Annotated in this window: 29 protein-coding genes and 1 tRNA gene; 11 read left to right on the plus strand and 19 right to left on the minus strand. The window is 66.5% G+C overall.

All coding sequences use genetic code 11. The features are described 5' to 3' along the window. Positions 1-9: 9 nt before the first annotated feature. From A5775_RS09945 to A5775_RS09965, 6 genes are all read right to left on the minus strand, one after another. Positions 10-363, minus strand: coding sequence for a hypothetical protein (locus tag A5775_RS09945; protein WP_156660640.1), 354 nt, complete (start codon positions 361-363; stop codon positions 10-12). Positions 364-385: 22 nt separating this feature from the next. Beyond that, entirely contained in the window at positions 386-550 is a 165-nt protein-coding gene (locus tag A5775_RS25340; protein WP_156660641.1) for a hypothetical protein, read from the minus strand. Beyond that, a complete protein-coding gene (locus tag A5775_RS09950) occupies positions 547-900 on the minus strand; it encodes a hypothetical protein (protein ID WP_156660642.1) in 354 nt (117 codons plus the stop codon). Before A5775_RS09950 ends, A5775_RS25340 begins: the two co-directional genes overlap by 4 nt. A gap of 531 nt (positions 901-1,431) precedes the next feature. Next, positions 1,432-2,235 carry a hypothetical protein gene (locus A5775_RS25345; RefSeq protein WP_156660643.1) on the minus strand — a complete coding sequence of 268 codons (804 nt, stop codon included), beginning with the start codon at positions 2,233-2,235 and terminating at the stop codon, positions 1,432-1,434. Beyond that, positions 2,232-2,411, minus strand: a complete 180-nt coding sequence (locus A5775_RS09960) for a hypothetical protein (protein WP_067251302.1) — start codon at positions 2,409-2,411, stop codon at positions 2,232-2,234. Before A5775_RS09960 ends, A5775_RS25345 begins: the two co-directional genes overlap by 4 nt. Beyond that, a complete protein-coding gene (locus A5775_RS09965) occupies positions 2,411-2,623 on the minus strand; it encodes an AlpA family transcriptional regulator (protein WP_067251304.1) in 213 nt (70 codons plus the stop codon). The genes A5775_RS09960 and A5775_RS09965 overlap by 1 nt, the downstream gene beginning before the upstream one ends. 158 nt (positions 2,624-2,781) lie before the next feature. Here A5775_RS09965 and A5775_RS09970 point away from each other — a divergent pair, with 158 nt between their 5' ends. Beyond that, positions 2,782-3,423: a helix-turn-helix domain-containing protein gene (locus A5775_RS09970; protein WP_156660644.1), complete on the plus strand. Its 642-nt coding sequence runs from the start codon at positions 2,782-2,784 to the stop codon at positions 3,421-3,423. Next, positions 3,407-4,546, plus strand: a complete 1,140-nt coding sequence (locus tag A5775_RS09975; protein WP_067251309.1) for a site-specific integrase — start codon at positions 3,407-3,409, stop codon at positions 4,544-4,546. Before A5775_RS09970 ends, A5775_RS09975 begins: the two co-directional genes overlap by 17 nt. A gap of 32 nt (positions 4,547-4,578) precedes the next feature. Here the strand turns inward: A5775_RS09975 and A5775_RS09980 are convergent. From A5775_RS09980 to A5775_RS09990, 3 genes are all read right to left on the minus strand, one after another. Beyond that, positions 4,579-4,668 (minus strand) — tRNA-Ser (locus A5775_RS09980). A 29-nt stretch (positions 4,669-4,697) separates the two neighbouring features. Beyond that, the gene (locus A5775_RS09985; RefSeq protein WP_067251311.1) at positions 4,698-5,153 is read right to left on the minus strand and encodes a nucleoside deaminase; all 456 of its coding nucleotides are present in this window, start codon (positions 5,151-5,153) and stop codon (positions 4,698-4,700) included. Further along, a complete protein-coding gene (locus A5775_RS09990; protein ID WP_067251314.1) occupies positions 5,150-5,674 on the minus strand; it encodes a tRNA adenosine deaminase-associated protein in 525 nt (174 codons plus the stop codon). Before A5775_RS09990 ends, A5775_RS09985 begins: the two co-directional genes overlap by 4 nt. A gap of 129 nt (positions 5,675-5,803) precedes the next feature. On the opposite strand from A5775_RS09990, the gene A5775_RS09995 reads away from it, so the two are divergent. Continuing rightward, a complete protein-coding gene (locus A5775_RS09995) occupies positions 5,804-6,748 on the plus strand; it encodes a prephenate dehydrogenase (protein ID WP_231995141.1) in 945 nt (314 codons plus the stop codon). Here the strand turns inward: A5775_RS09995 and A5775_RS10000 are convergent. Genes A5775_RS10000 through A5775_RS10020 form a run of 5 tightly spaced genes read right to left on the minus strand, consistent with a single transcriptional unit; the run spans position 6,711 to position 10,693 of the window. After that, complete coding sequence (locus A5775_RS10000) at positions 6,711-7,310, minus strand: putative glycolipid-binding domain-containing protein (protein WP_067251320.1); 600 nt, start codon at positions 7,308-7,310, stop codon at positions 6,711-6,713. The two genes, A5775_RS09995 and A5775_RS10000, sit on opposite strands and share 38 nt — an antisense overlap. Next, positions 7,311-8,027: an ABC transporter permease gene (locus tag A5775_RS10005; protein WP_067251322.1), complete on the minus strand. Its 717-nt coding sequence runs from the start codon at positions 8,025-8,027 to the stop codon at positions 7,311-7,313. After that, entirely contained in the window at positions 8,024-8,710 is a 687-nt protein-coding gene (locus A5775_RS10010; protein WP_067251324.1) for an ABC transporter permease, read from the minus strand. Before A5775_RS10010 ends, A5775_RS10005 begins: the two co-directional genes overlap by 4 nt. Beyond that, positions 8,710-9,804 (minus strand): ABC transporter ATP-binding protein, encoded by a 1,095-nt coding sequence (locus tag A5775_RS10015; protein WP_067251327.1) that lies wholly within the window; start codon positions 9,802-9,804, stop codon positions 8,710-8,712. The genes A5775_RS10010 and A5775_RS10015 overlap by 1 nt, the downstream gene beginning before the upstream one ends. Before the next feature lies 1 nt (position 9,805). Continuing rightward, entirely contained in the window at positions 9,806-10,693 is an 888-nt protein-coding gene (locus A5775_RS10020) for an ABC transporter substrate-binding protein (RefSeq protein ID WP_369827812.1), read from the minus strand. 159 nt (positions 10,694-10,852) lie between these two features. On the opposite strand from A5775_RS10020, the gene A5775_RS10025 reads away from it, so the two are divergent. Continuing rightward, a complete protein-coding gene (locus A5775_RS10025) occupies positions 10,853-11,197 on the plus strand; it encodes a lipopolysaccharide assembly LapA domain-containing protein (protein WP_067251332.1) in 345 nt (114 codons plus the stop codon). Here A5775_RS10025 and A5775_RS10030 read toward each other — a convergent pair. Both A5775_RS10030 and A5775_RS10035 read right to left on the minus strand, forming a co-directional pair. Next, positions 11,194-12,246, minus strand: a complete 1,053-nt coding sequence (locus A5775_RS10030; RefSeq protein ID WP_067251334.1) for a phosphotransferase family protein — start codon at positions 12,244-12,246, stop codon at positions 11,194-11,196. The two genes, A5775_RS10025 and A5775_RS10030, sit on opposite strands and share 4 nt — an antisense overlap. Before the next feature lie 63 nt (positions 12,247-12,309). Beyond that, entirely contained in the window at positions 12,310-12,948 is a 639-nt protein-coding gene (locus tag A5775_RS10035) for a histidine phosphatase family protein (protein ID WP_067251337.1), read from the minus strand. 121 nt (positions 12,949-13,069) lie between these two features. Here A5775_RS10035 and A5775_RS10040 point away from each other — a divergent pair, with 121 nt between their 5' ends. The 6 genes from A5775_RS10040 (at position 13,070) to A5775_RS10065 (ending at position 18,520) form a co-directional block, all read left to right on the plus strand. Further along, positions 13,070-13,732 (plus strand): class I SAM-dependent methyltransferase, encoded by a 663-nt coding sequence (locus A5775_RS10040; protein ID WP_067251339.1) that lies wholly within the window; start codon positions 13,070-13,072, stop codon positions 13,730-13,732. A 68-nt stretch (positions 13,733-13,800) separates the two neighbouring features. Further along, entirely contained in the window at positions 13,801-14,859 is a 1,059-nt protein-coding gene (locus tag A5775_RS10045; protein ID WP_067251342.1) for a phosphotransferase family protein, read from the plus strand. A gap of 1 nt (position 14,860) precedes the next feature. Next, positions 14,861-15,625 (plus strand): SDR family NAD(P)-dependent oxidoreductase, encoded by a 765-nt coding sequence (locus A5775_RS10050; RefSeq protein ID WP_067251345.1) that lies wholly within the window; start codon positions 14,861-14,863, stop codon positions 15,623-15,625. 39 nt (positions 15,626-15,664) lie between these two features. Next, the gene (locus A5775_RS10055) at positions 15,665-16,948 is read left to right on the plus strand and encodes an acyl-CoA dehydrogenase family protein (RefSeq protein WP_067251347.1); all 1,284 of its coding nucleotides are present in this window, start codon (positions 15,665-15,667) and stop codon (positions 16,946-16,948) included. Next, on the plus strand, positions 16,929-17,552 hold the full coding sequence (locus A5775_RS10060; protein WP_067251349.1) for a TetR/AcrR family transcriptional regulator: 624 nt from the start codon (positions 16,929-16,931) through the stop codon (positions 17,550-17,552). Before A5775_RS10055 ends, A5775_RS10060 begins: the two co-directional genes overlap by 20 nt. Continuing rightward, the gene (locus A5775_RS10065) at positions 17,552-18,520 is read left to right on the plus strand and encodes an NADPH:quinone oxidoreductase family protein (protein WP_067251351.1); all 969 of its coding nucleotides are present in this window, start codon (positions 17,552-17,554) and stop codon (positions 18,518-18,520) included. The genes A5775_RS10060 and A5775_RS10065 overlap by 1 nt, the downstream gene beginning before the upstream one ends. Before the next feature lie 13 nt (positions 18,521-18,533). Here A5775_RS10065 and A5775_RS10070 read toward each other — a convergent pair whose 3' ends face one another. Further along, positions 18,534-20,450, minus strand: coding sequence for an alkyl/aryl-sulfatase (locus A5775_RS10070; RefSeq protein ID WP_067251353.1), 1,917 nt, complete (start codon positions 20,448-20,450; stop codon positions 18,534-18,536). 137 nt (positions 20,451-20,587) lie between these two features. Between A5775_RS10070 and A5775_RS10075 the strand changes: the two genes are divergently transcribed. After that, positions 20,588-21,076: a lipoprotein LpqH gene (locus A5775_RS10075; RefSeq protein WP_067251356.1), complete on the plus strand. Its 489-nt coding sequence runs from the start codon at positions 20,588-20,590 to the stop codon at positions 21,074-21,076. Here the strand turns inward: A5775_RS10075 and A5775_RS10080 are convergent, their stop codons facing one another. Further along, positions 21,077-22,591 carry a cell wall metabolism sensor histidine kinase WalK gene (locus A5775_RS10080; RefSeq protein WP_067251358.1) on the minus strand — a complete coding sequence of 505 codons (1,515 nt, stop codon included), beginning with the start codon at positions 22,589-22,591 and terminating at the stop codon, positions 21,077-21,079. After that, positions 22,569-23,156 (minus strand): response regulator transcription factor (locus A5775_RS10085; RefSeq protein WP_067251430.1); only part of this gene is annotated, 588 nt, incomplete at its 5' end. The genes A5775_RS10085 and A5775_RS10080, both read right to left, overlap by 23 nt.

Below are 23,156 nucleotides of genomic sequence, written 5' to 3' on the forward strand. Positions count from 1 at the left end.
CGGGGTGGGTCAGGCCGAGGCGCGGCCGGTGATCAGGCTCCATAGTTCTTGGACGGTGGCCGCGATTGGGTGCTCGCCGTCCCAGACTTTGATGAAGGCTTCGACCACAGAGGCCCATCGGTTGTCGACAGCTACGCGCAAGATTTCGACTTGCATGAGGTTGCTGTCGGCGGACTGTAGTAGCTCGCGCGCCGCGTTCTCGGTGTGGAGAGCCGCCACAACTCGGTTAGGGACGACCCTTCCGAAAAGGCGGGAGTACAGGAATTTGATGCGTTCCGCGGCGGCTTGCGCAGCTCGGTCCCTCTCGGCGCGCTTGACGGCCGCGTGGTCGACCTTCGCCATGCAGCGTTCGACGACGGTCATACGGGGCAACGCGCCTGTCATGTTAGTTGCCAGCGCTGAACAGGTTGCGCGCGAACGACGCTCGGTCGTCGCCGGCCGGCTTGTCGTCGGGTGGGCGCACCCGCTGAATAAGGTTACTGAATTCGTCGTCGGGCAGTTCCCGGAGGTACTGCTCGACGCCTAGGCGTAAGTAGTCGGTTGGGTTCACTTGTGGTGACCTGCCTTTCGTTCGGCGTATTGGACGACGGTTTGTCGCGGGAAGACGTACCGACCGCCGATGTCGCGGCCGCCGAGTTCGGCTCGGATACGCCGGACCCATTGTGGTGAGCGGTCGATAATCGCTGCCGCTTCGGCCGTGTCGATGAGTTCCTCCTCTGCCGAGGATGCGGAGTGCGTCTGCGGCGCACAAGTTTTGGTTTCGCGGACGAAACTGACGAGTCGGGCTTGCAGGGTGTAGAAACGGCGCGGCAAGGGCCTCTTCTCGAGCCCGCGGCGGGCGATGAAGTCGCGAAGGGCGTAGTGCGCGGACTGGGCTTCCGTCGCCGTGAGGCCGATCACGATCGGTTCTGGGTCGCTCACGGATTGACTCCGCCGGCCCGTTTCAGACCGGATCCGGTCGTCATCTGTCGCTCGCGGCCGGCCCTGGGCTCTGGCACGACGTCGACGCGCGTCACGCTGTGCACGCCAACGCACAGCGGGCCGCATGGGGTGAGTTCGGCCTCGGCCTGTCGTGCTTGCCCGGCGCTCTCCCAGTAGGTCCACTCGACCGTGATGGGCCCAGTCTGAGTGCAGCGGTAGCAGATCAGCGCGGCGAGGACGCTCACTGCTCGGGCTCGGGTTGGTGGATTGGCTCGGAGAACGATCGAGTCGGGTGGGCGGGCGAGGCGTGCCACTCGACCTCGGGCGGGGTCAGCGGGCAGCGTCGAATGCGGCCGGCAGACGAGGCAGCGATGCGCATACGGGCGATGCACGGAATCGGGCGGGTCTCACCGTTGGGCCGTCTACACCACCTGTGAGGCGGTGCCTGGCAGTTCGGACACTCCCGGTCCATCGCTGCGTCGGCGTAGATCTCTTCGAACACTCGCGACGTCACGCTGGTCTCCGGGATCGGGCCAGGCACGGGATGCGCTTTTGCGAGCCGTCGTCTCGCCGACACCACTCATGGGCATCGGCGCGGCAGTTCGGGCACTGGTGGTCCATATCGGCGTTGACGTACAGCTGCTGAGCGAGCATGTCGAACTGCGCCGGCGCGCTTTCGCGGCTGGCCCCTGGTGACGTACCCCCGCCACGAAACCTCAGATGCTTTTCGTCAGAAGGTTTTCGCGCAGCGTCAGGTGTTAACCCGTCAAGTGTTAAACCGTCAAGTAGGTCATCCCGGGTGACCTGTTCGGTCTCTGATTTGACCCGTTCGGCCCCCGGATTTGACCCGTTCGGTCCGGTCTCATGACCCGTTCTGTCCGAATCGAGGTCCAGCAAATCGCTTGTGGCGGTTCCGATTGGGTCACCTTGGGTGACCCGTTCGCCTATCCCCGAATGGGTCACCATGGATGACCAGTTCGTGTCACGTGGCGTCCGCGTGATGTCCGCCCGGACAGGCATCGCGCATAACTCGTAGACCGGTGCTGCTGACCTGCCTTGTTGATTGTTAAAGCCGCGCTTGATCTTCCGAAGGTAACCAGCATCTTCAAGTTCCTTGACGGCCCGCTTCGCGGTAGACAGCGATGTGCCGTACTGGACGGCCCGAATGTGGTCCCAGCGAACTGATGCTTGCCGGGTCTTGGTGTTGGCCTTCTCGGCGATCGCAATCAGCGCTTGGAACCCGCGCTCGGAAACGCCGCGAGCTCGTAAGGTCTCCGAGGCGACGATCACTTCGCCGACAAGTTGGCCGCTCACGTCCCCGCGGTGCGTGCTGTAGTGGCAGCGTCGAGCAGTTGGCCGGCCAGCCCGACGGCGAACTCGGGCGTGACGCTGTACGGGTCGGATCCGCTGCCGATCGCGACGAGCACCAGCCCCGGCCTCGACGCGTTCGCCGCTACGTGAACGGCGGGCTGATCAGGTGGCTTCCCCATTACGCAATCCCCCGCGGACCGTCGGTGCGCTGAACGGTGTTCGCGTCGAGGTACGCGTTGACGTCACTCCATCGGTACAAGACCTTCCGGTTGACCTTGATGAACTTCGGCCCCATGCCGCGATAGCGCATCTGCGCAAGTCCTTGCTCTGTCGTATGAAGCACTGCTGCAACCTCTTTGGGGCCAGCAGTCTCGGGCGGCGATGTGTTCAAACTGGCTGGGTTGACGCTCGCGTTCAAGGTGTGTGCCTCCGGTGAGATTCTCAACCCATGCAAATCACGGGCTTGTCGTTGACACTGCATCGCGCGTCGCCTGCTGTCAAGCCTTGCGAAACCGGGGTATGTTTCGTGTCGTGACGGAAACGGTCGACTTGGCGGCGGTGATGGGCCGCAACGCGCGAGAACTACGTGGTGACGCGAACCTCAACGACGTAGCCAAGGCGGCGCGGGCATGCGGCTTGAACTGGGGCACCGGGCGAGTCTCAGACCTAGAACACGGCAAGGTATCGCCGACACTGCCGACGTTGGTTGCCTTGGCTCTGATCTTCTCAGAGCTACTCGACCGGCCCGTATCGTTGGGCGACCTCGTTCGCGGGGACGACAACATCGCTGTCACACCAAGAATCAGCGTCTCAACTAAGGAACTGCGCCGCTACCTGTCGGGAGACGCCGTGACGGCGGCGGGCCGGTACCGACGCGAGGCCGGCGCCGCGTTGCAGTCAGTCGTTACTGACGACTACCGAGATAACTGGCCGGCCCGCCTTCAGTCGGTGTCGAAAGGTGCCACGATGCGGATGCTCGGACAGATCGGCGAGCCCGAGGAACGACTCGCGCGGGAGTTAGGGCTCGACCATTCGCGGCTCGCCGCCGAAATGTTGGCCCAATGGGGCAAGTCGTTTAGCGCCAAACGCGACGAACTCGCCGGCCCGGAAGCGAATGCCCAGAAGAAGGGGCGCATTGCTCGCGCGCTCAAGGCCGACTTGAAAGCGGTGCTCGATGGCGACGATCAATAAGTATCAAACCGCAAGCGGTGCAACCCTTTACCGGGTCCGCTACCGGACGCCGGACCACAGACAGACCGACAAGCGCGGGTTCAGAACCAAGCGTGACGCCGAGGCATTCGCGGCGACCGTAGAGGTCAAGAAACTGACCGGTGAGTTCATCCCGGAGGCGGCGGGCCGCACCATGCTGGCCGAGCTGGCGCCAGATTGGTTGGCGCGCAAGCAACAGGCGACTGCACCGTCGAACTATCGGATGATCGAATCAGCCTGGCGCATCCACGTTCAACCGAAGTGGGGTCACTGGCAGATCGCCAAGGTTTCGGTGCCCGATATCGAATCTTGGATTGCCCAAATGATCCGCGAGGGCCGCGGAGCGACGACCGTGCTGCGTGCGCACGGTGTGCTATCCGGGATTCTGCAAGACGCGGTTAAGGCGCGGCGGTTGGCGTCGAACCCGGCGCGCGGAATCGAGGGGTTACCGCGCAAGACAACGCGCCGACACATCTACCTGACCGCCGACGACGTACACCGCCTAGCAGCGGAGTGTGGCGAGCATCGGCCACTGGTGTACGTGCTCGCCCTATGCGGACTCCGCTGGGGCGAGGCGATCGCGCTGCGGGTGCGTGATGTCGAGTTCCTGAAGCGCCGCCTGGTCGTCGCGGACAACGCCGTCCAGCTCGGCGTCGAGCACGCCGTCGGGCAGACCAAAGGTCGCAAGGTCCGGTCAGTGCCGGTTCCGACATTCGTCCTCGACGAGCTCTCCCGACTGTGTGCAGACAAGAGCACAGAAGATCTGCTGTTCCCCGGCCCCGACGGAAAGTACCTACCGCGCCCGAAGTCGACTCGAGGGTGGTTCTCGGGCGCTGTGAAGCGTTCGAAGGTTCAGGCGATCACTCCACATGACCTTCGGCACACCGCGGCGTCGTTGGCAATCTCTGCAGGCGTAAACGTGCTGGCACTACAGCGGATGCTCGGACACAAGTCGGCGAAGGTCACTTTGGACACCTACGCGGACCTGTTCGACACCGATCTCGATGCCGTCGCGGTCACTCTTCACAACTCGTACTCACCTGTGACTGTGGGCAAAGTGTGGGCAGCAGGTGGGCAGACCAACAGTCAGCAAACAGAGAAATAGCCCCCTTACCTGCATTGCAGGGGTTGGGGCTATGGCGGTGGCGGAGGGATTTGAACCCTCGGACGGTTTTAGCCGTCACACGCTTTCGAGGCGTGCTCCTTAGGCCGCTCGGACACGCCACCGCCGAGCAGCTTACCGAACCGAATGCCTCTCACCCCAATCGCTGGTGGGCGAAGAAGGCCTCCAGCGGCGCGGCGCACTCCTGCGCCAGCACACCGCCGCGCACTTGCGGGCGGTGATTGAGCCGCCGGTCGCGGACCACGTCCCACAGCGATCCGACGGCTCCGGTCTTGGGCTCCCAAGCCCCGAACACCAGCCGGGCGATGCGCGACAGCACCAGCGCCCCCGCGCACATCGTGCACGGTTCGACGGTGACTGCCAGCGTGGCGCCCTCGAGCCGCCACCCATCCCCGAGCACTTTGGCGGCCGCCCGCAGCGCCAGGATCTCGGCGTGGGCCGTCGGGTCACCCAGGGCCTCGCGGGCATTCACCGCACGGGCCAATTCGGTTCCGTCGGCGCTGACCACGACCGCGCCGATGGGCACATCCCGGGGACCCGCCGTCGCGGCGACCGACAATGCGGAGCGGATCAGCTCTTCGTCAGTCACCGACCGAGGCGGTCAATCACCGCCGACAGCTGATCGGCAAAGCCCATCTCACGGGCGATGCGGCCCAGCTGCTCGTCGGCGTACAGGTCGGCCTCGTCGAGGATGACCCCCAAAACCGCCTCGGGCAGCCCGATGTCGGACAGCAGGCCCAGGTCTCCCTCCTCGAAGGGATCCGAATCCTCGAGGTCGTCGGGATCGATGTCGGCGTCGAGCTTGTCGAGCACTTCCGCGGCGATGTCGTAGTCCAGCGCGGCGGTGGCATCCGAGAGCAACAGCCGCGTCCCCGACGGCGCGGGCCGCACGATAACGAAGAATTCGTCGTCGACGTCAAGCAGACCGAAGACAGCCCCTGCGCTACGCAATTCGCGCAGCTCCGTCTCGGCGGCCGACAGGCTCATCAGCGACTTACGGGCCATCGGAGCACAGCGCCACTGTCCCTCTTCGCGCACGACCGCGACGCCGAAGCCGTCCGGTGTGTCCGCGGACAGGCCCTGGGCAGAGGCCCGTTGTTGTGCTCCCATGGCCGCTTACGGTAGTCCCTGACCAGGCCCCTGACCAGATGGAGCCTGGTAGGGGCGACGTCTGACAGCAACGTTTCCGACCGGATGTGCCAACCTTGGAATGTGGCAAGCCGTTCTTCTAAGACACCGGTGTGTGTGCTCGGGCTGGGGCTGATCGGTGGCTCGATCATGCGAGCCGCCACCGCAGCGGGCCGCGAGGTGTTCGGCTACAACCGCTCGGTGGAGGGCGCGCAGGCCGCGAGCGCCGACGGCTTTGACGCCACCACGGATCTGACTGCGACCCTGACCCGCGCCGCCGGCGCCGATGCGTTGATCGTGCTGGCCGTACCGATGCCGGCGATGGCGGGCATGCTCGCCCACATCAAGGCCACCGCCCCGGCGTGCCCGTTGACCGACGTCACCAGCGTCAAGAAGGCGGTCCTCGACGAGGTCGTCGCGGCAGGTCTGCAGGAACGCTTCGTCGGCGGCCACCCGATGGCCGGCACCGCGCATTCGGGGTGGGCCGCCGGCCGCGCCGGGTTGTTCACCGGGGCGCCGTGGGTGGTCAGCGTCGACGATCATGTCGACCCGACGGTCTGGTCGATGGTGATGACGCTCGCGCTGGACTGTGGCGCGGTGGTGGTCCCGGCCAGATCCGACGAACACGACGCCGCCGCGGCCGCCATCTCACATCTGCCCCACTTACTTGCCGAGGCGCTCGCGGTCGTCGCCGGCGACGTGCCGTTGGCGTTCGCATTGGCCGCCGGGTCATTCCGCGACGGGACCCGGGTGGCGGCCACCGCACCGGACCTGGTGCGGGCGATGTGCGAAGGCAACTGCGACCAACTGGTGCCCACCGTCGACCGCTTCATCGAGCTGCTGGGTCGTGCCCGCGAATCGCTGGCCCACCACAACTCGGTCGCCGACCTCATCGAAGCGGGCCACGCCGCTCGAACGCGCTACGACAGCTTTCCGCGCGGCGACGTTTTCCACGTCATCGTCGGCGCGGACAACTGGCGTCAGGAATTGGCCGCCGCGGGCCGCGCGGGCGAAGTGATCAGATCCGCTCTGCCAAGCCTGGATAGTCGACGATGAATCCTTCGTCGTCGACGCTCACCGTGGCGCCGGCGATCGGCGTGCGCACCTTGATCTCGTGGCGACTGCCCGCGCTGCTGTAGCTCACGGTGTCCGCGATGATGGACATCTCCGGCATGGTCACGTAGACCACGGGCAGCGTGACCGACGCCGCTTGCTCTTGTAGGCCGAGCCGACGGATCGGCAGCGCGTTGAAGAACGGGCTGAACTCCACGTCGACGTCCAGGGCGCCGTTGTAGGCCGCGCGGTGCTCGCCCTGATGGTCGGTGACCAACCACATGTTCTCTTCGTCGCGGGCGAAGGAGAAGACACGCTCACGCTCGGCCAGGGTGACGGTCATCCCGAGCCGCTTGGTGGCGCCGGTTTCATCGGTCTGCAGATCGTAGTAGGCGCCGAACGCCGGGTTGGCCTCGGTGGCGGCCGCAACGATGCGGCCGTTGGCCTTGATTCTCTTGCCGGACACCTGGAGTCGTACCGATTCCATCCGGGAGACGTCCTGTGCGCGCCAGGTGAGCATCGCCTGCCACACGCGGCGCGACGGATCGGAGGGGGCTGCGTTCACTCATCTACCGTAGGACGTCCCCGCGAACCGCTGCGGAAGTGTCCGGTAAGTGCGTCGCAGTCGACCGGTGCCCGGCACTGACGCCCACACCAGTAGCGCCAGCAGTCCGTCGAGCATCAGCGCCAATGCGGCCACCATCAGCGCCCCGACCAGGGCCAGGTGAAACTCGCGTTCCTTGATCCCGTCGATCAGGTATCGGCCCAGACCGCCGAGGCTGGCATAGGCGGCCACCGTCGCGGTGGCGACCACCTGCAGCGTCGCGTTGCGCAACCCGCCCAGGATCAACGGCAGCGCATTCGGCACCTCGACGCGCAGCAGCACCTGGGCCTCGGTCATGCCCATCGCGCGGGCGGCGTCGACGACCGTCGGGTCGACGTTGGCGATCCCCGCATAGGTGCCGGCCAACAACGCCGGCACGCCCAGCAACATCAGGGCCACCAGCGACGGTCCCAGGCCCAGACCGAACAGCAGCGTCCCGAACAGCAGGACACCCAGCGTCGGCAGGGAGCGCAGTCCGTTGACGGCGCCCACGACCAGCAGGGTGCCGCGCCCGGTGTGCCCGATGACGAGCCCGACGGGAATCGCGATCAGCGCCGATGCCCCCACCGCGATCGCGGTGTATTCGAGGTGCTCGAGGATGCGTGCCGCGAGCCCGACCGGCCCGGTCCAGTTGTCGACGGTCAACACGTAGGCGATCGCCCGGTCCACGAAGTTCACCGCGCGCCGCCTACGACGGGCGCGACGACCGAGCGGCGCCCGGGAGTACGCACGGCGTGGACCCAGGGTGTGGCCAGCCGCCCGGCGACCACGATGAGCACATCGATGACGACCGCCAGCGCGAACAGCGCGATGATGCCGGCCAGGATCTGATCGCTCTTGTTGGTCTGGTACCCCTGGGTGAACCAGCTGCCCAACCCGCCGATGCCGATGACGGAGCCGACCGAGACCATCGCGATGTTGGTCACCACCACCACCCGCACCCCGGCGATGAGCACCGGAACCGCGAGCGGCAGATCGACTTTCAGAATGCGTGTGATCGGCGGGTAGCCGACCGCCGTGGCGGCGTCGCGAATCTGGGCGGGGACCGCGTCCAACGCCTCGAGCACCCCCCGCACCAGCAGCGCGGCGGTGTAAGCCGTCAAGGCGACGACGACGTTGGCCTCGTCGAGGATGCGTGTCCCGATGATCATCGGCAACACCACGAACAGCGCCAGTGACGGGATGGTGAACACGACGCTGGCGGCCGCCGTCGTCAGCCCGCGGGCAATTCGTGTGCGCTGCACCAGCATGCCCAGCGGCAGCGCGATCGCCAATCCGATCAACACCGGTACCAAAGACAGCCGCAGATGCACGATCGTCAGCCACCAGGCGTCGTCGAGATGGGTGAGCAGATAACGCATTACCGGCTCCCCCGTTGGGATTCCACCGCGGCCAGTACGTCGGCGGCCAGGACACCGCCGATTACCTTGCCGCCGTCGTCGACGGCGATGCCGACGCCCGACGGCGACGACAGCGCGGCGTCGAGCGCCTGGCTCAGATTGCCCCCCGGCCGAAACAGCGATCCCGCACCGCTCATGCACTCCGACAGCGGCGTGCCGTCGCGGTGCCGACGCACGCCGTCGGCGTCGATCCAGCCCAGCGGCGCCCCGATGGCGTCGACCACGACCACCCAGCCGTCGGAAAGCCGTTCCCCGGAAAGTGTCTCGGCTGTGACCTGCGGGACATCGTGCAGCGGCAGTCCAGCCGCGTCGATGAGTTGCAACCAGCGGTATCCGCGGCCCAGGCCGATGAATCTCGACACGAAATCGTTGGCCGGTCGCGACAAAAGCCGGGCCGGCTCGTCGTACTGCTGTAACTCACCGGCCTTGAACACCGCGACCCGTTCGCCGAGCCGCAGCGCCTCGTCGATGTCGTGCGTGACGAAAACGATCGTCTTGTGCAATTCGCTTTGCAGCCGCAGCATTTCGTTCTGCAGCTCGTGACGGACCACAGGATCAACGGCGGAAAACGGCTCGTCCATCAGCAAGATCGGCGGATCGGCGGCCAGCGCACGCGCCACGCCGACCCGCTGCTGTTCGCCACCGGAGAGCTGCGCGGGATAGCGACGGGCGAGTTTGACATCCAGCCCGACCCGTTCGAGGACCTCGTAGGCGGCCTTGCGGGCGGCGCGGCGGGGCTGTCCCCGCAACACCGGAACCGTTGCCACATTGTCGATCACCCGCTGGTGGGGCATCAGGCCCGCATGCTGGATGACGTAGCCGATTCCCAGGCGCAGTTTCACCGGGTCGAGGGTGGATACGTCGACTCCGTTGACCGTGATGGTGCCCGACGTCGGCTCGATCATCCGGTTGATCATGCGCAGTGCCGTGGTCTTACCGCTGCCGGAGGACCCGACGAACACGGTCAGCTTCCCACTGGGCACCGTCAGACTGAGCCGATCCACGGCGGTGGTTCCGTCGTCGAAAGCCTTGCTGACCTTGTCGAAGATGATCAAGTCATCCCCCGATCGGGTGATGGAAGTCGTTGTCCCGTATCCAGTTTCGGGCAGCATCGTCGGGATCGATACCCGAGTTTCCCGACACCGCGGCGTTGAGCCCGGCAACACCGGAGGTGCTCAGCTTCGCCGACACCGCGTCCAATACGGTTTCCAGCCGGTCGGACTTTTTCCGTGAATTGACCAGCGGCACAATGTTTCCCGCCAGGAAGTTGTGTTTCGGGTCGTCGAGTGCCACCAGGTGGTTCTGCGGTATCGCCGGTGACGTGGTGAAAACGTTGGCGGCGTTCACCCTTCCGTCGACCAATGCGCGCACGGTGACCGCGCCGCCGCCGTCGTCGATGGCGACAAAGTTACCCGGCCGGATGTCGAGCCCGTACTTCTGCCGCAGCCCCGGCAGACCCGCCGGCCGGGTCGCGAACGCCGAGGGCGCCCCGAACCTCACGTCCGCCGAATGTGCGGCCAAATCGGCGATAGTCGTCAAGTTCCACGCGTTCGCCGTCTGACTGGTCACGCTGACGGTGTCCGTGTCGGTCGCCGGTGCGGGTGTCAGGATCGACAGGTCGCCCGGGAGTCGCTGGTGGAGCTCCAGCTCGACGGCATCGAGCGTGGTCGCCGCCGAGTGCGGCGCGAAATAGAGCAGCAGATTGCCGATGTACTCGGGTACCAGATCGATGGAATGGTCTTTGAGCGCAGGCATATACGTCTCCCTGCTGCCGATCCCCATTCGCTTTCCGACGTCGAACCCGTTGGCCTGCAAGGCTTGTGCGTAAATCTCGGCGATGATCTGCGATTCCGGGAAGTCCCCGGAGCCCACCACGATGGACATGGGGCTTGAAACCTGCGCTGCGAGTGGATCGGAATTGCTGCACGCCGCAACAACGCACATCGCCGTCACCAGCGCCGCCGCGTGCGCGATCACGCCGTGCGGCCGCCACAGGAGCGTCATACCGCCGACCCTAACGCCCGGGAGGGGAACACGCTGGCGCGCGACGATCGGTTGCCCGAATCGGTTTCATTCTGGGCCGAATCGGGCAAAGATGACACTATGAGCAGCCATGCGTCGCCCGGCCAGCCATCGCCCAAGCCCACCCCTGGGGACAAGACCGGCGCATCCACCAAAGAACCCGCTATCGGGTTCACCCGCGCCGGTGCGCTGTGGTCATCGCTGATCGCCGGCTTTGTGATCCTGATTCTGTTGCTGATCTTCATCACCCAGAACACGGTGCCGACGGACTTTCGGTTCTTGGGCTGGCACTGGAGCCTGCCCCTGGGAGTGGCGATCCTGCTGGCCGCCGTTGTGGGCGGGCTGATCACGGTGGCGGTCGGCACCGCCCGGATCTTGCAGCTGCGCCGCGTGGCGAAAAGGCACCACACGGGAACGGCGGGCTAACCGGGCAGCTTGGCCAGTTCGGCCAGACCCCGGGAGATCAGCGGCGCCACCACCTCGGGTGCGTGCTCGGCGGCGTCGCCCATGCCGCGGGCCTGATCGGACATGCGGCGGCGAAAGTCGATGCCCGCGGCGATGATCGCGAGTTTGAAATACGCCAGCGCCATGTAGAACTCCCAGTGCGCCAGCGGCAAACCGGCCACCAGCGAATACCGGTCGGCCAGCTCGTCGGCCGTCGGCAGCAGCGGTGACGTCCACGCGGCCTGCGCGTTGACGATCAAATCCAGCGCGGGATCCCGGTACACGCACATCAGGGCCGCGTCGGACAGCGGATCCCCTAGCGTCGAGAGCTCCCAGTCCACCACGGCCCGAACCTTTGTCGGGTCGTCGGCGTCCAGGATGGTGTTGTCGATGCGGTAGTCGCCGTGCACGATCGACGTGCGGCTCTGCTGCGGAATGGCCTTGCCCAGACCGGAATGCAGCCGCTCCACGTCGGCATCGCGGCGGTCGTCCGGCAATCGCACCAGGGCCCACTGCGAGCCCCATCGCCGCACTTGACGCTCCAGATATCCGCTGGGCTTGCCGAAGTCGGTCAGGCCGACGGCGTGGGGATCGACGTTGTGCAGGTCCACGAGCACCCGGATCAACGAGTCGACGCAGCCGCCGATGACGGTGTGGCTGAACGATTCGAGTTGGGCGCGGCGGCGCACCACCTGGCCGGCAACGAATTCGACGATCTGGAACGGGGCGCCCAGCACCGAGTCGTCTTCGCACAGGCCGATCGTGCGCGCCACCGGAACCGGGGTGTCCTGCAGCGCCGCAACCACCCGGTACTCGCGGGCCATATCGTGGGCCGACGGCGTCAACCCGTGCAGCGGCGGCCGTCGCACCAGCCAGCTGGTCGCGTCGTCGTAGACGCGGAACGTCAGATTGGAGCGGCCACCGGAAATGAACTCCGCCCGTAACTCGCCGTCGCGCCCGATCCCGAGTGAACGCAGGTAGGAGTCCAGCGAGGCCAGGTCCAGCCCCTCGAGTTGGTCAGCAGAAGTCACCGAACTTGTCTACCATCGCCGACCGCGACCGGGTTCACCACCTGCGATTTGCCCGTTTCCCGGTCAGGGAGTTCCACGGCCCGCATCATCGTCGAGCAGCCTCTGGTTTCGCGGCAACAGATCCCAGACGTGTTCGGTGGTGTTGACCGCGGCCACCGTCGCCTGCCCCGACCGGGAGAACAACAGCCGCGTGACCGACGCGTAGTCGACGGGAAAGGACAACAGTCGCGCCGTCCCGAGAATCTCGTGCAGCAGCACGTTGATCACCCCGCCGTGACTGAAAACCGCGACGGTGTCCTCGGGGTCGGCGCTCGCGACAAGGCCGTCGACCGCGGCGCGCACCCGGGCACGAAACGCATCCTCGTCAACCGCGCTGGGCAAATGCCCTTGGGCCAGGCGCGCCCACTCGTCGGGCATTTCCGCCCTGATCTGCTCGACGGGGATGTACACCGGAAGGTCGCGGTCATACTCGGCGAAGCGGTCGTCGATCTCGACGGTCAGCCCGCGGTCCGCCGCCACCGGTTCGGCGGTCTGGATGGCGCGGCGCTGCGGGCTGCTCACCACCCGCGAGATGGGAAACCTGGCGAGCGCCTTGGGTAGTCGCTCGATTTGGGCCAGCCCTTCCTCCGACAGGTCCGGGTCGGAACCTTGGCCGTGCTCGCTGCGCAGCGGCAGCGCGTGCCGGACCAGAAGCACTTGCATATTTCTTCCTGTCTTTCGGTGGGGCCGGTCCGAAGTCTCTCATCGCCCCGTGCGAGCCGTTCAAGGCGTGCACAATCGCTCTGGGTAGCTCTGGGTTGCCCGAAGCCGAGGAGGAGTCCCCATGACGCAGCCGGATAGGGATTGGGACGCCGCCTACCGGCAAGCGGCGCCACCCCCGTGGAGCATCGGCCGGCCCCAGCCGGAGTTGGCGCGTCTCATCGATCAGGGCAAGGTCCGCAGCGAGGTGCTGGACTCCGGCTGCGGGCATGCCGCCCTCGCGCTCGCGCTCGCGGCGCGCGGCTACACCGTTGTCGGGCTCGACGAGAGCGCGACCGCGGTCGCCGCGGCGGGCGCCGCGGCGGCCGAGCAAGGTCTGAAAACCGCGAGCTTCGCTCAAGCCGACGTCACCAGCTTTCGGGGCTATGACGGCCGCTTCTCCACCATCCTGGATAGCGGACTGTTCCACGCGCTGCCGCCGGAACGGCGCCAGGATTATGTGCAGTCCGTCTTTCGGGCCGCCGCCCCCGGCGCCGCCCTGTACATCCTGGCCTTCGCCGCCGGGGCGTTGGATCAGGCCCACCCGGACCGGCCGGGCCCGCCGGGCTTCACCGAAACCGAGTTGCACGACGCCGTGTCGACGCTGTGGCAGGTCGATGACGTTCGCGTGGCCAAGGTCTACGGCAACGACGAGTCATCGGAGGGTTCGCTGGCACACCTGGAGCACGACCACGAGGGCCACTTCATGGCACCCGGATTCCTGCTGAGCGCCCACAAGCGGGGCTGAGCGGCGTCAAAACCTTGCCCCTACAGCGGAGAATGCTATTCTCCGTACGGAGATTGGGGTGTGCGGAGATGGTTGAGCACGTGACTGACGGCGGCGAATCGGGGCTGGACGCCGGCGTCCTCGCCCGTTGGCTGGACGCAACCGACGCACCGGGTGGTGGCGAACGTCCCCGGCTGACCCAGCTGAAGGGCGGGTCGCAGAACACGCTTTATCTGGTGGAGCGCGGCGGGCAGCGGATGGTGTTGCGGATGCCCGGCGCCCGGGCCGACGCCGCGCGCATCGACGGCCTGCTGCGCGAGATCCGGCTGGTACGGGCGCTGTCCGGCACCGATGTGCCGCACGCGGCGCTGATCGCCGCCGACGACACCGGCACCGTGCTCGGCATGCCGTTCTACGTCATGCAGGCAATCGACGGGTGGAGCCCGATGGACGGCGGCTGGCCGTCGCCGTTTGACACCGATCTCGGCGCCCGGCGCGGTCTGGCGTTCCAACTGGTCGAGGGCGCCGCCAGGCTGGGCCGGGTGGATTGGCGCGCGCAAGGCCTCGAAGGCTTCGGCCGCCCGGACGGTTTCCACGAGCGGCAGGTCGATCGTTGGCTGGCGTTTCTGGACGCCTACAAGGTCCGGGAGCTGCCGGGCCTGCACGAAGCCTCGGGCTGGTTGCGCCGCAACCGTCCGGCGCATTACCGGGCGGGCATCATGCACGGCGATTACCAGTTCGCCAACGTGATGTTCGCGCACGGGGAGCCGGCGTGCTTGGCCGCGATCGTGGACTGGGAGATGACGACCGTTGGCGATCCGCTGCTCGATCTGGCGTGGTGCCTACTGGGTTATGACGGTGAAAACCCGCGCGAGGACGGGTTTTATCTCGACATGCGTGGCATGCCCACCCGCAGCGAGCTGTTGGAGCACTACGAGTCCGTCAGTGGATTGTCGACCGAGAACATCGACTACTACCTGGTGTTGGCCAACTGGAAGCTCGGCATCGTGCTAGAGAAGACCTATGCCGCCGGCGTGCGTACTGGAAAAGTTGACCCCAAGATCACCGACGCGTTCGGGCCGATGATCCTTCAGCTCATCGCCACCGCCGCCGAGCTCGCGCAGTCACTGCCGACCAAGGGACGCTGAAATGGGTTATGCCGATCAGCTTTTCGACCTGACCGACCGGGTCGTCCTGATCACCGGCGGCAGCCGCGGCCTGGGACGTGAGATGGCGTTCGGCGCGGCCCGCTGCGGCGCGGACGTGGTGATCGCCAGCCGCAACATGGACAACTGCGTCTCCACCGCGGCGGAGATCGAGGCCGAGACCGGCCGTTCCGCCATGCCGTATCAGGTGCACGTGGGCCGCTGGGATCAGCTCGACGGCTTGGTCGATGCGACATACGCGCGGTTCGGCAAGGTCGACACGCTGATCAACAACGCCGGCATGTCGCCGCTGTACGACAAGCTCACCGACGTGACCGAGAAGCTGTTCGATGCCGTGGTCAACCTCAACCTCAAGGGCCCCTTCCGGTTGTCGGCGCTGGTGGGTGAGCGCATGGTGGCGGCGGGCCGGGGTTCGATCATCAACGTGAGCACGGCCGGATCGCTGCGGCCGACGCCGGACATCATTCCCTACGCCGCGTCCAAGGCCGGGCTCAATGCGATGACCGAAGCGCTGGCCAAGGGTTTCGGGCCGGCGGTGCGGGTCAACACGCTGATGGCCGGGCCGTTTCTCACCGACGTGAGCAAGGCGTGGAACCTGGATGCGGCCAAGGGCAACATGTTCAGCCATCTCTCGTTGCAGCGTGCGGGTGACCCGCGTGAAATCGTCGGCGCGGCACTGTTTTTAGCCTCCGATGCGTCCAGCTTCACCACCGGCTCGATCCTGCGGGCCGACGGCGGCATCCCCTGACGTGGCGATCGTCCACCAATCAACCAGAGGAGCGTTCGAATGTCCTGGGATTTTTCTACCGAGCCGGAGTTCGAGGAAAAACTCGAGTGGATCCGCGGCTTCGTCCGTGACGAGGTGGAACCGCTGGAGGTGCTCTTCGGAGGCTGTGAATTCCTACCGCTGAACGACGAGCGGCGCAAGATCGTTGACCCGCTCAAACAGCAGGTGCGCGACAAGGGTTTGTGGGCACCGCATCTGGGCCCTGAGCTCGGCGGGCAGGGCTTCGGTGCGGTCAAGCTGACGTTGATCAACGAGATCCTGGGCCGCAGCCCGTGGGCGCCGATCGTGTTCGGAACACAAGCGCCCGACACCGGCAACGCCGAGATCATCGCCCGCTTCGGAACCCAGGAACAAAAGGACCGCTACCTGGCGGGCCTGCTGTCCGGGGAAATCTTCTCGTGCTTCTCGATGACCGAGCCGCAGGGCGGCGCGGATCCGCGGGTCTTCACCACCCGCGCCGTCCGTGACGGCGACGAGTGGGTCATCACTGGGCGAAAGTATTTCTCCTCCAACGCCTCCGTCGCCTCCTTCTTCATCGTCGTCGCGATCACCGATCCCGACGTGCCGGTCCATACCGGGGCATCGACGTTCCTGATCCCGGCCGGCACCGAGGGGCTGGTCCTGGAGGCCAATCACCACCTGGTCGGCGCGGACCCGCACGAACCGGGCCATTCCCTGGTGCACTACAACGACGTGCGGGTGCCCGCCGACGCCCTGCTGGGCGAGCCCGGTCAGGGTTTCCTGATACTGCAGACCCGGCTGGCCGGCGGGCGGCTGCACCACGCGATGCGCTCCATCGGGATGGCCCAACGCGCCGTCGAAATGATGTCGCGACGGGCGAAAAGCCGTTTCACCCAAGGCAGTCTGCTCGCCGACAAGCAACTGGTGCAGGAGTTCGTCGCCGACTCCTACACCGATCTGATCCCGTTCCGGCTGACCGTGCTGCACGCCGCCTGGCTGATCGACCAGGGCGACGAGCGCGCCGCCCGCGCGGAGATCGCCGCCTGCAAGATCTTGGCCTCGCAGGTGCTCAAATCGATTGCCCTGCGGGCCATCCAGGTGCACGGCGCGCTGGGGCTCACCGACCAGCTGCCACTGGTCAACGTGTTGCTCGGCGGCATCGCGCTCGGCCTGGCGGACGGCCCGACCGAGGCGCACAAGGTCAACCTGGCGCGGATGCTGCTCAAGGGGTATGAGGCCGAAGAAGGTGACTGGCCCAGCGAGATGCTCGACGTGCGGCGCGCGGCCGCGCGCGCCAAATACGGTGACCTCGTTGACCTCTGACAGGGTGAGCGCAGCGGTCGAGCGGGCGCTGGATGACCGTCAGCGGGAGGCCACCGAAGAGGTGGAACGCATTCTGGCCGCGGCGGTGCGCGTCATGGAACGGGCGGCCCCCGAGCCACCCCGGGTCAGCGACATCGTCGCCGAGGCGGGCTCGTCGAACAAGGCGTTCTACCGCTATTTCGCGGGCAAGGACGATCTGATCCTGGCCGTCATGGAACGCGGGGTGGCCATCGTGGTGTCCTACCTCGAACACCAGATGGCCAAGGAATCCAAGCCGCACGACAAGGTGGCGCGATGGATCGAAGGCACGCTGGCGCAGGTGGCCGACCCGCACCTGATCAGCATGACCCGAGCGGCGGCCGGGCAGATGTCGGCGGGCACGAGCTGGCGCGCGGTCGACCAGGAAATGATGCGGCCGCTGCGCGAGCTGCTCGTCGAACCCGTTGCGGCGCTGGGGAGCAGCGACATCGAGCGCGACGTCGAGGCGGTGTTCAGCTGCACGGCGGCGACCCTGCGCCGCTATGTGGGCTCGGCCGAGCAGCCCGGGGCCGACGACATCGCACACGTGGTGCGGTTCTGTTTACGCGGACTGGGAGCCAATTGATGCGTGCGGTGATCTGTCGTTCCTACGGCACACCCGAGGACCTGGTGATCGACGACGTGCCCGACCCCGTTCCGGGGCCCGGCCAGCTGCTGGTGCGGGTGCGCGCCGCCGCGGTCAACTTCCCCGACGTGCTGTTCATCGCCGGCAAGTACCAGGTGAAAATCCCGCCGCCGTTCATCCCCGGCAACGAGATCGCCGGCGAAGTCATCGCCGTCGGCGAAGGCGCACGGTTCGGTCCGGGACAGCGTGTATCCGGAACTACCTTCGGGGCGTTCGCCGAGCAGGCGCTGCTCGACGCGAGCCAGGCGGAGCTCGTGCCCGACGACGCCGACTTCGCGTCGGCCGCGGCCTTCGGCGTGACCTACCGCACCGCCTATCACGCGTTGCGCTCGACCGCCGCTGTGACAGAGGGAGATTGGGTCGTCGTGCTCGGCGCCGCGGGTGGCGTGGGGCTGGCCGCAGTCGATCTGGCGGTGGCGATGAAGGCCCAGGTCCTGGCCGCGGCGTCGAGTCCGGAGAAGCTGGAGCTGTGCCGGCAGCGCGGCGCCGAAGCAACCGTTGACTACGACCGGGAAGACCTGAAGTTGCGGATCCGCGAGCTCACCGGTGACAGCGCCCGCGTCGTCCTGGACCCGGTCGGCGGTTCGTATTCGGAGCCGGCGCTGCGCGGGCTCGCGCGTGGCGGCACCTTTGTCACGCTGGGGTACGCGGCCGGCACGATCCCGGCCGTTCCGCTCAATCTCATTCTGCTCAAGGACATCTGCGTGCGGGGGATGGAGATCCGCACCTTCATGAGCGATTACCCCGATGAGGCCGTCCGCGACATGGCGGAGCTGTCGCAGATGTTCGCCGCCGGAACGGTCCGGCCATACATCGGCGCGCGATTCCCGCTCACCGAGACCGCCGCCGCGTTGCGGCATGTGGCCGACCGCAAGGTGCTGGGCAAGGTGGTGATCGACGTCGGGTGATGCGGCCCGCGTCTTACGGCGTGATGATGTTGAAGTTCGGGTCCGGACCGTCGAGCACTCCCAGAACAGCCTGCAGCGCGCCCTGGTCGCCGATGAGCTGCAGACCGGGAGAGGTGAAATCGCCCAATGCCACGGCGAGCAGCCGAAGCTTGCCGGCCAGCTTGACGGTAACCGTTGCCGTCGCGGGGTCCGGCGCCGCCTTGCGGTGGACGAGCACCCCGTTGCGCAGGGTGAGCCGATAGCCGGCGGCCGAATCGTCGAACGTGACATCGAGGGCGATGTCGAGATCCCAGCTGCGCGGGCCGTTGACGCGGATGGCCAGGCCGTCGAAGATCTGCTCCGGCGTCAGTTGGGACAGCAATGTGGGCGAAGCGACCTGACCCGCGGTGCCGAAGTTGCCGTCGCGCAATTCCATTGCCCCGCTCAGGAAGAAGTTGCGCCAGGTGGCGTTCTCGGCACCGTAGGCCAGTTGCTCGAACGTATCGGAGTACAGTGCCCGAGCGCCGGGATGCGCACTGTCGGTGAAGATCGCGTGATCCAGTAGGGTTGCGGCCCAACGATAGTCACCGGAGTCGAATGCTCCCTTGGCGAGGTCGACCACTCGCTCGATGCCGCCCATCGCCTCGACGTAGCGCGGCGCAAGCGCCTCAGGCGGATGGGGCCACAGCCGGGCCGGGTTGCCGTCGAACCAACCCATGTAGCGCTGATAGATCGCCTTGACGTTGTGGCTCACCGAACCGTAGTAGCCGTGCGTGTGCCAGGCCCGCTCGAGTGCTGGTGGCATCTGGAACATTTCGGCGATCTCGACGCCGGTGTAACCCTGATTCAGCAATCGCAGCGTCTGGTCGTGCAAGTACGCGTACATGTCGCGCTGCAGCGACAAGAACTCGACGATGTTGTCTTTGCCCCACGTCGGCCAATGGTGGGAGGCGAACACGACGTCGGCACCCTCGGCGAAGGTGTCGATCGCCTCGGTGAGGTAGCCGGACCAGGCGTGCGGGTCGCGCACCAGCGCGCCGCGCAGGGTCAGCAGGTTGTGCAGATTGTGGGTGGCATTCTCGGCCATGCATAGTGCGCGGAAACGTGGGAAATAGAAATGCATTTCGGCGGGTGCCTCCGTGCCGGGTGCCATCTGGAACTCGATCTCCACACCGTCGATCGTGTGCGTTTCGCCGGTGGTGCGGATGTCGATGGTGGGGACGATGACGGCGACCTCGCCGGTGGAGGGCGCCTGGCCCAGCCCGCAGCCGACCTGGTCCATGGGTCCGCGCGGCAGCAGGGTGCCGTACATGTAGGTCGCTCGCCGCGTCATTGCCGGCCCGGCGTAGACGTTTTCTTGGACCGCGTGCTCGATAAAGTCCTCCGGCGCCAGCACGGATACCGCACCGGCATCCACGTCGGCCTGCGACGTGACGCCCAGTACGCCACCGAAGTGATCGGCATGGCTGTGGGTGTAGATCACCGCCACCACGGGCCGGTCGCCGCCCCGATGCGTGCGATACAGCGCCAGCGCCGCCGCGGCCACCTCGGTGGAGATCAACGGATCGATGACGATGATGCCGGTGTCGGTTTCCACGAACGTGACGTTGGAGATGTCGAGGCCGCGGACCTGATAGATGCCCGGCACCACTTCGTAGAGGCCTTGTTTGGCATTGAGGATCGATTGGCGCCACAGGCTGGGGTGCACCGACGTCGGCGCGGGCCCGCCCAGGAAGCCGTAGGCATCGTTGTCCCACACCACGCGTCCGTCGGCCGCTCGAATCACGCACGGCGACAACGCAGCAATGAATCCACGGTCCGCGTCGCGGAAATCCGCGTCGTCCTGAAACGGCAGCGCCTGCTCGCGATGGGCCGACTCGATGACGGTACTGGGGGGCTTGTGATCCACCACCGATACGTTGCCATTGATGCGATCGTGCGCGAAAGGCATTCCGGCGGTATTTCCCCGACGAAATAATGAATACAGCAACAATTTCTTCCGTTCTGGATTCTCGATCCAGTTAACCCGCATACTGCCCAGACGGCCCTCAATGCCGAGGACCGCAACAATCGGGCAAAGGAGAACATGTGAAGCGTCAATTGACGGTCGCGGTGGCCGGAGCGGCAATTCTTGCCGCAGGAATTTCCGGTTGTTCGGGCGGTAACAAGTCGGGTACAAGCAGCAGTTCCGCCAGTAGCTCGGGTACCAGCGCGTCGGCAAGCACCGGCGGTGCCGCCGGTACGAAGGTGACCATCGATGGCAAGGATCAGAACGTCTCCGGTTCGGTCGTGTGCACAAACGCGGGTGGCACCATCAACATCGCGATCGGTGGCGCGGCAACCGGTATCGCCGCCGTGCTCAGCGACGGCAACCCGCCCCAGGTGAAATCCGTTGGGCTGGGCAATGTCAACGGCGTGACGCTCGGATACACCTCGGGCACCGGCCAGGGCAATGCCACCGCCAGCAAGGACGGCAACAACTACAAGATCAGCGGCACCGCCACCGGGGTCGACATGGCCAACCCGATGCAGCCGGTGAACAAGCCGTTCGAAATCCAGGTGACCTGCAACAGCTAGTCAGGCCGATGCGGGCGGTTGCCATCCGTTGGGTGGCAACCGCACCGTGAACTCGGTGTGGCCCGGTGAGCTGTTCACCGCGATCGTCCCGTTGTGCGCCTTCACCACAGCCGAGACGATCGCCAGGCCCAGCCCGGTGCTGCCGCCCTTGCGCGAGCGCGAGGAATCGCCGCGGGCGAACCGTTCGAAGACCTCCGATTGCAGCGCCACCGGGATGCCGGGTCCGTTGTCGATGATCTGCAGCACGGTGTGCGACGGCTCGGTGCTCAACCGCGTCGTCACCACGGTGCCCGCGCCGGTGTGCACGCGGGCGTTGGCAAGCAGATTCGTCAGCACCTGGTGGAGTCGCGCGGCGTCACCGGTGACCACCACCGGTTCTTCGGGCAGGTCGAGTTCCCACTGATGGTCCGGTCCGGCGACGTGAGCGTCGTTGACCGCATCCACCGCCAACCGCGACAGATCCACCGATTCGCGTTCCAGTGGCCGGCCGGAATCCAGGCGGGCCAGCAGCAGCAGGTCCTCGACGAGGCGCGTCATCCGCTCGGTTTCGGACGCCACCCGGCTCATCGCCTGCGCCACCGCCTCGCGGTCGTCACCCATCCGTTGCGTGAGTTCGGTATAGCCGCGGATCGCGGCAAGGGGGGTGCGCAGTTCATGACTGGCGTCGGCGACGAACTGGCGGACGCGCGTCTCGCTGGCCTGCCGCGCCGAAAGCGCCTCCGCGATGTGGTCGAGCATCCGGTTGAGCGAGGCACCGAGCTGTCCCACCTCGGTGGAGGGATTGGCGTCGGATTCGCGTACGCGCACGGGCAGTTCGACCTCACCGCGCGACAGCGGCAGGTCGGCGACGTGGCCCGCGGTTTGGGCGACCCGGCGAAGCGGTGCCAGTGCCCGCCTGATGATCACGACCCCGGCGATCGTCGCGGCCGCCAGCGCGATGGCGGTGACGATCCCGAAGGTGACCAGCATCCGGATCAGGGTCGCGTCGATGTTGGACATCGACAGGCCGGTGACGATGATGTCGGTGCCGTTGCGGCTTGGAGCCGCGACGACGCGGTAGCGGCCAAGGCCGTCCAGGTTCAGCGTGACCGGTGCGCGGTCACCGGCGATCTGTTCCAGCTGGGTTTGGGCTGTCGGGGTCAGGTCGTCCCGCGTACCGCTGCCGGTCAGGTAGCCGGCGTCAACCGTTTTGCCCTGGTTGACCACCGCCGCCACCATGCCGGCCGGTTGGCCCGGGGCATCCAGGAACCGAGGACCGGGGCCCGGCCTCGGATAGTAGGAATGCTGGTGGCGGTGCCATCCCGGGTGGTTGGGTTCGGGGTACATCAGCGCCGAGCGGAACGAGGTGCCGGCGAGCTGGCCGTCGAGCTGCTTGACCAGGTGATGGTTCAGCGCCAGTTCGGTCACCGCGGTCATGCCGACGCACACGATCGCCAGGACGACGATCTGTCCGACCAGCAGCCGCAGCCGCAGCGACCAGACCCTCCGCGGGTCAGCGGGCCGGCTTGAGGACATAACCCGCGCCGCGCAGCGTGTGGATCATCGGATCACGACCGTTGTCGATCTTCTTGCGCAGGTAGGAAATGTAGAGCTCGACGATGTTGGATCGCCCGCCGAAGTCGTAACTCCATACCCTGTCCAGGATTTGGGCCTTGCTCAGCACCCGCTTGGAGTTGCGCATCATGAACCGCAGCAGCTCAAATTCCGTCGACGTCAACGAGATTGGCTCGCCGGCGCGGCTGACCTCATGGCTGTCCTCGTCGAGCACCAAGTCCCCGACCACCAGCTGCGCACCGCTGTCCACCGTCGTCACCCCGGTGCGCCGCAACAGGGCACGCAAACGCAGCACGACCTCTTCGATGCTGAACGGTTTGGTGACGTAGTCGTCGCCGCCGGCCGTCAGCCCCGCGATGCGATCTTCCACCGCATCCTTGGCCGTCAGCAGCAACACGGGAAGCTGCGGGATCTCCTCGCGCAGTTTGTGCAGGACGTCGAGGCCGCTCATGTCGGGCAGCATCACGTCGAGAACAACCACGTCCGGACGCTGGGTGCGGGCGGTCGCGACGGCAGATTCCCCATC

Source organism: Mycobacterium sp. 852002-10029_SCH5224772, assembly GCF_001667315.1.
Lineage (GTDB): Bacteria > Actinomycetota > Actinomycetes > Mycobacteriales > Mycobacteriaceae > Mycobacterium.

What these genes read in the sequence shown, in the direction of transcription:
- A5775_RS10020 (WP_369827812.1), bottom strand. Translation starts at nt 10,693, where the DNA reads ATGTGCGTTGTTGCGGCGTGCAGCAATTCCGATCCACTCGCAGCGCAG.
- A5775_RS10040 (WP_067251339.1), top strand. Translation starts at nt 13,070, where the DNA reads ATGACGCAGCCGGATAGGGATTGGGACGCCGCCTACCGGCAAGCGGCG.
- A5775_RS09960 (WP_067251302.1), bottom strand. Translation starts at nt 2,411, where the DNA reads ATGGGGAAGCCACCTGATCAGCCCGCCGTTCACGTAGCGGCGAACGCG.
- A5775_RS10065 (WP_067251351.1), top strand. Translation starts at nt 17,552, where the DNA reads ATGCGTGCGGTGATCTGTCGTTCCTACGGCACACCCGAGGACCTGGTG.
- A5775_RS10055 (WP_067251347.1), top strand. Translation starts at nt 15,665, where the DNA reads ATGTCCTGGGATTTTTCTACCGAGCCGGAGTTCGAGGAAAAACTCGAG.
- A5775_RS10035 (WP_067251337.1), bottom strand. Translation starts at nt 12,948, where the DNA reads ATGCAAGTGCTTCTGGTCCGGCACGCGCTGCCGCTGCGCAGCGAGCAC.
- A5775_RS10025 (WP_067251332.1), top strand. Translation starts at nt 10,853, where the DNA reads ATGAGCAGCCATGCGTCGCCCGGCCAGCCATCGCCCAAGCCCACCCCT.
- A5775_RS09945 (WP_156660640.1), bottom strand. Translation starts at nt 363, where the DNA reads ATGACCGTCGTCGAACGCTGCATGGCGAAGGTCGACCACGCGGCCGTC.
- A5775_RS10070 (WP_067251353.1), bottom strand. Translation starts at nt 20,450, where the DNA reads ATGCCTTTCGCGCACGATCGCATCAATGGCAACGTATCGGTGGTGGAT.
- A5775_RS09975 (WP_067251309.1), top strand. Translation starts at nt 3,407, where the DNA reads ATGGCGACGATCAATAAGTATCAAACCGCAAGCGGTGCAACCCTTTAC.
- A5775_RS10010 (WP_067251324.1), bottom strand. Translation starts at nt 8,710, where the DNA reads ATGCGTTATCTGCTCACCCATCTCGACGACGCCTGGTGGCTGACGATC.
- A5775_RS10045 (WP_067251342.1), top strand. Translation starts at nt 13,801, where the DNA reads ATGGTTGAGCACGTGACTGACGGCGGCGAATCGGGGCTGGACGCCGGC.
- A5775_RS09990 (WP_067251314.1), bottom strand. Translation starts at nt 5,674, where the DNA reads ATGGGAGCACAACAACGGGCCTCTGCCCAGGGCCTGTCCGCGGACACA.
- A5775_RS10080 (WP_067251358.1), bottom strand. Translation starts at nt 22,591, where the DNA reads ATGTCCTCAAGCCGGCCCGCTGACCCGCGGAGGGTCTGGTCGCTGCGG.
- A5775_RS10050 (WP_067251345.1), top strand. Translation starts at nt 14,861, where the DNA reads ATGGGTTATGCCGATCAGCTTTTCGACCTGACCGACCGGGTCGTCCTG.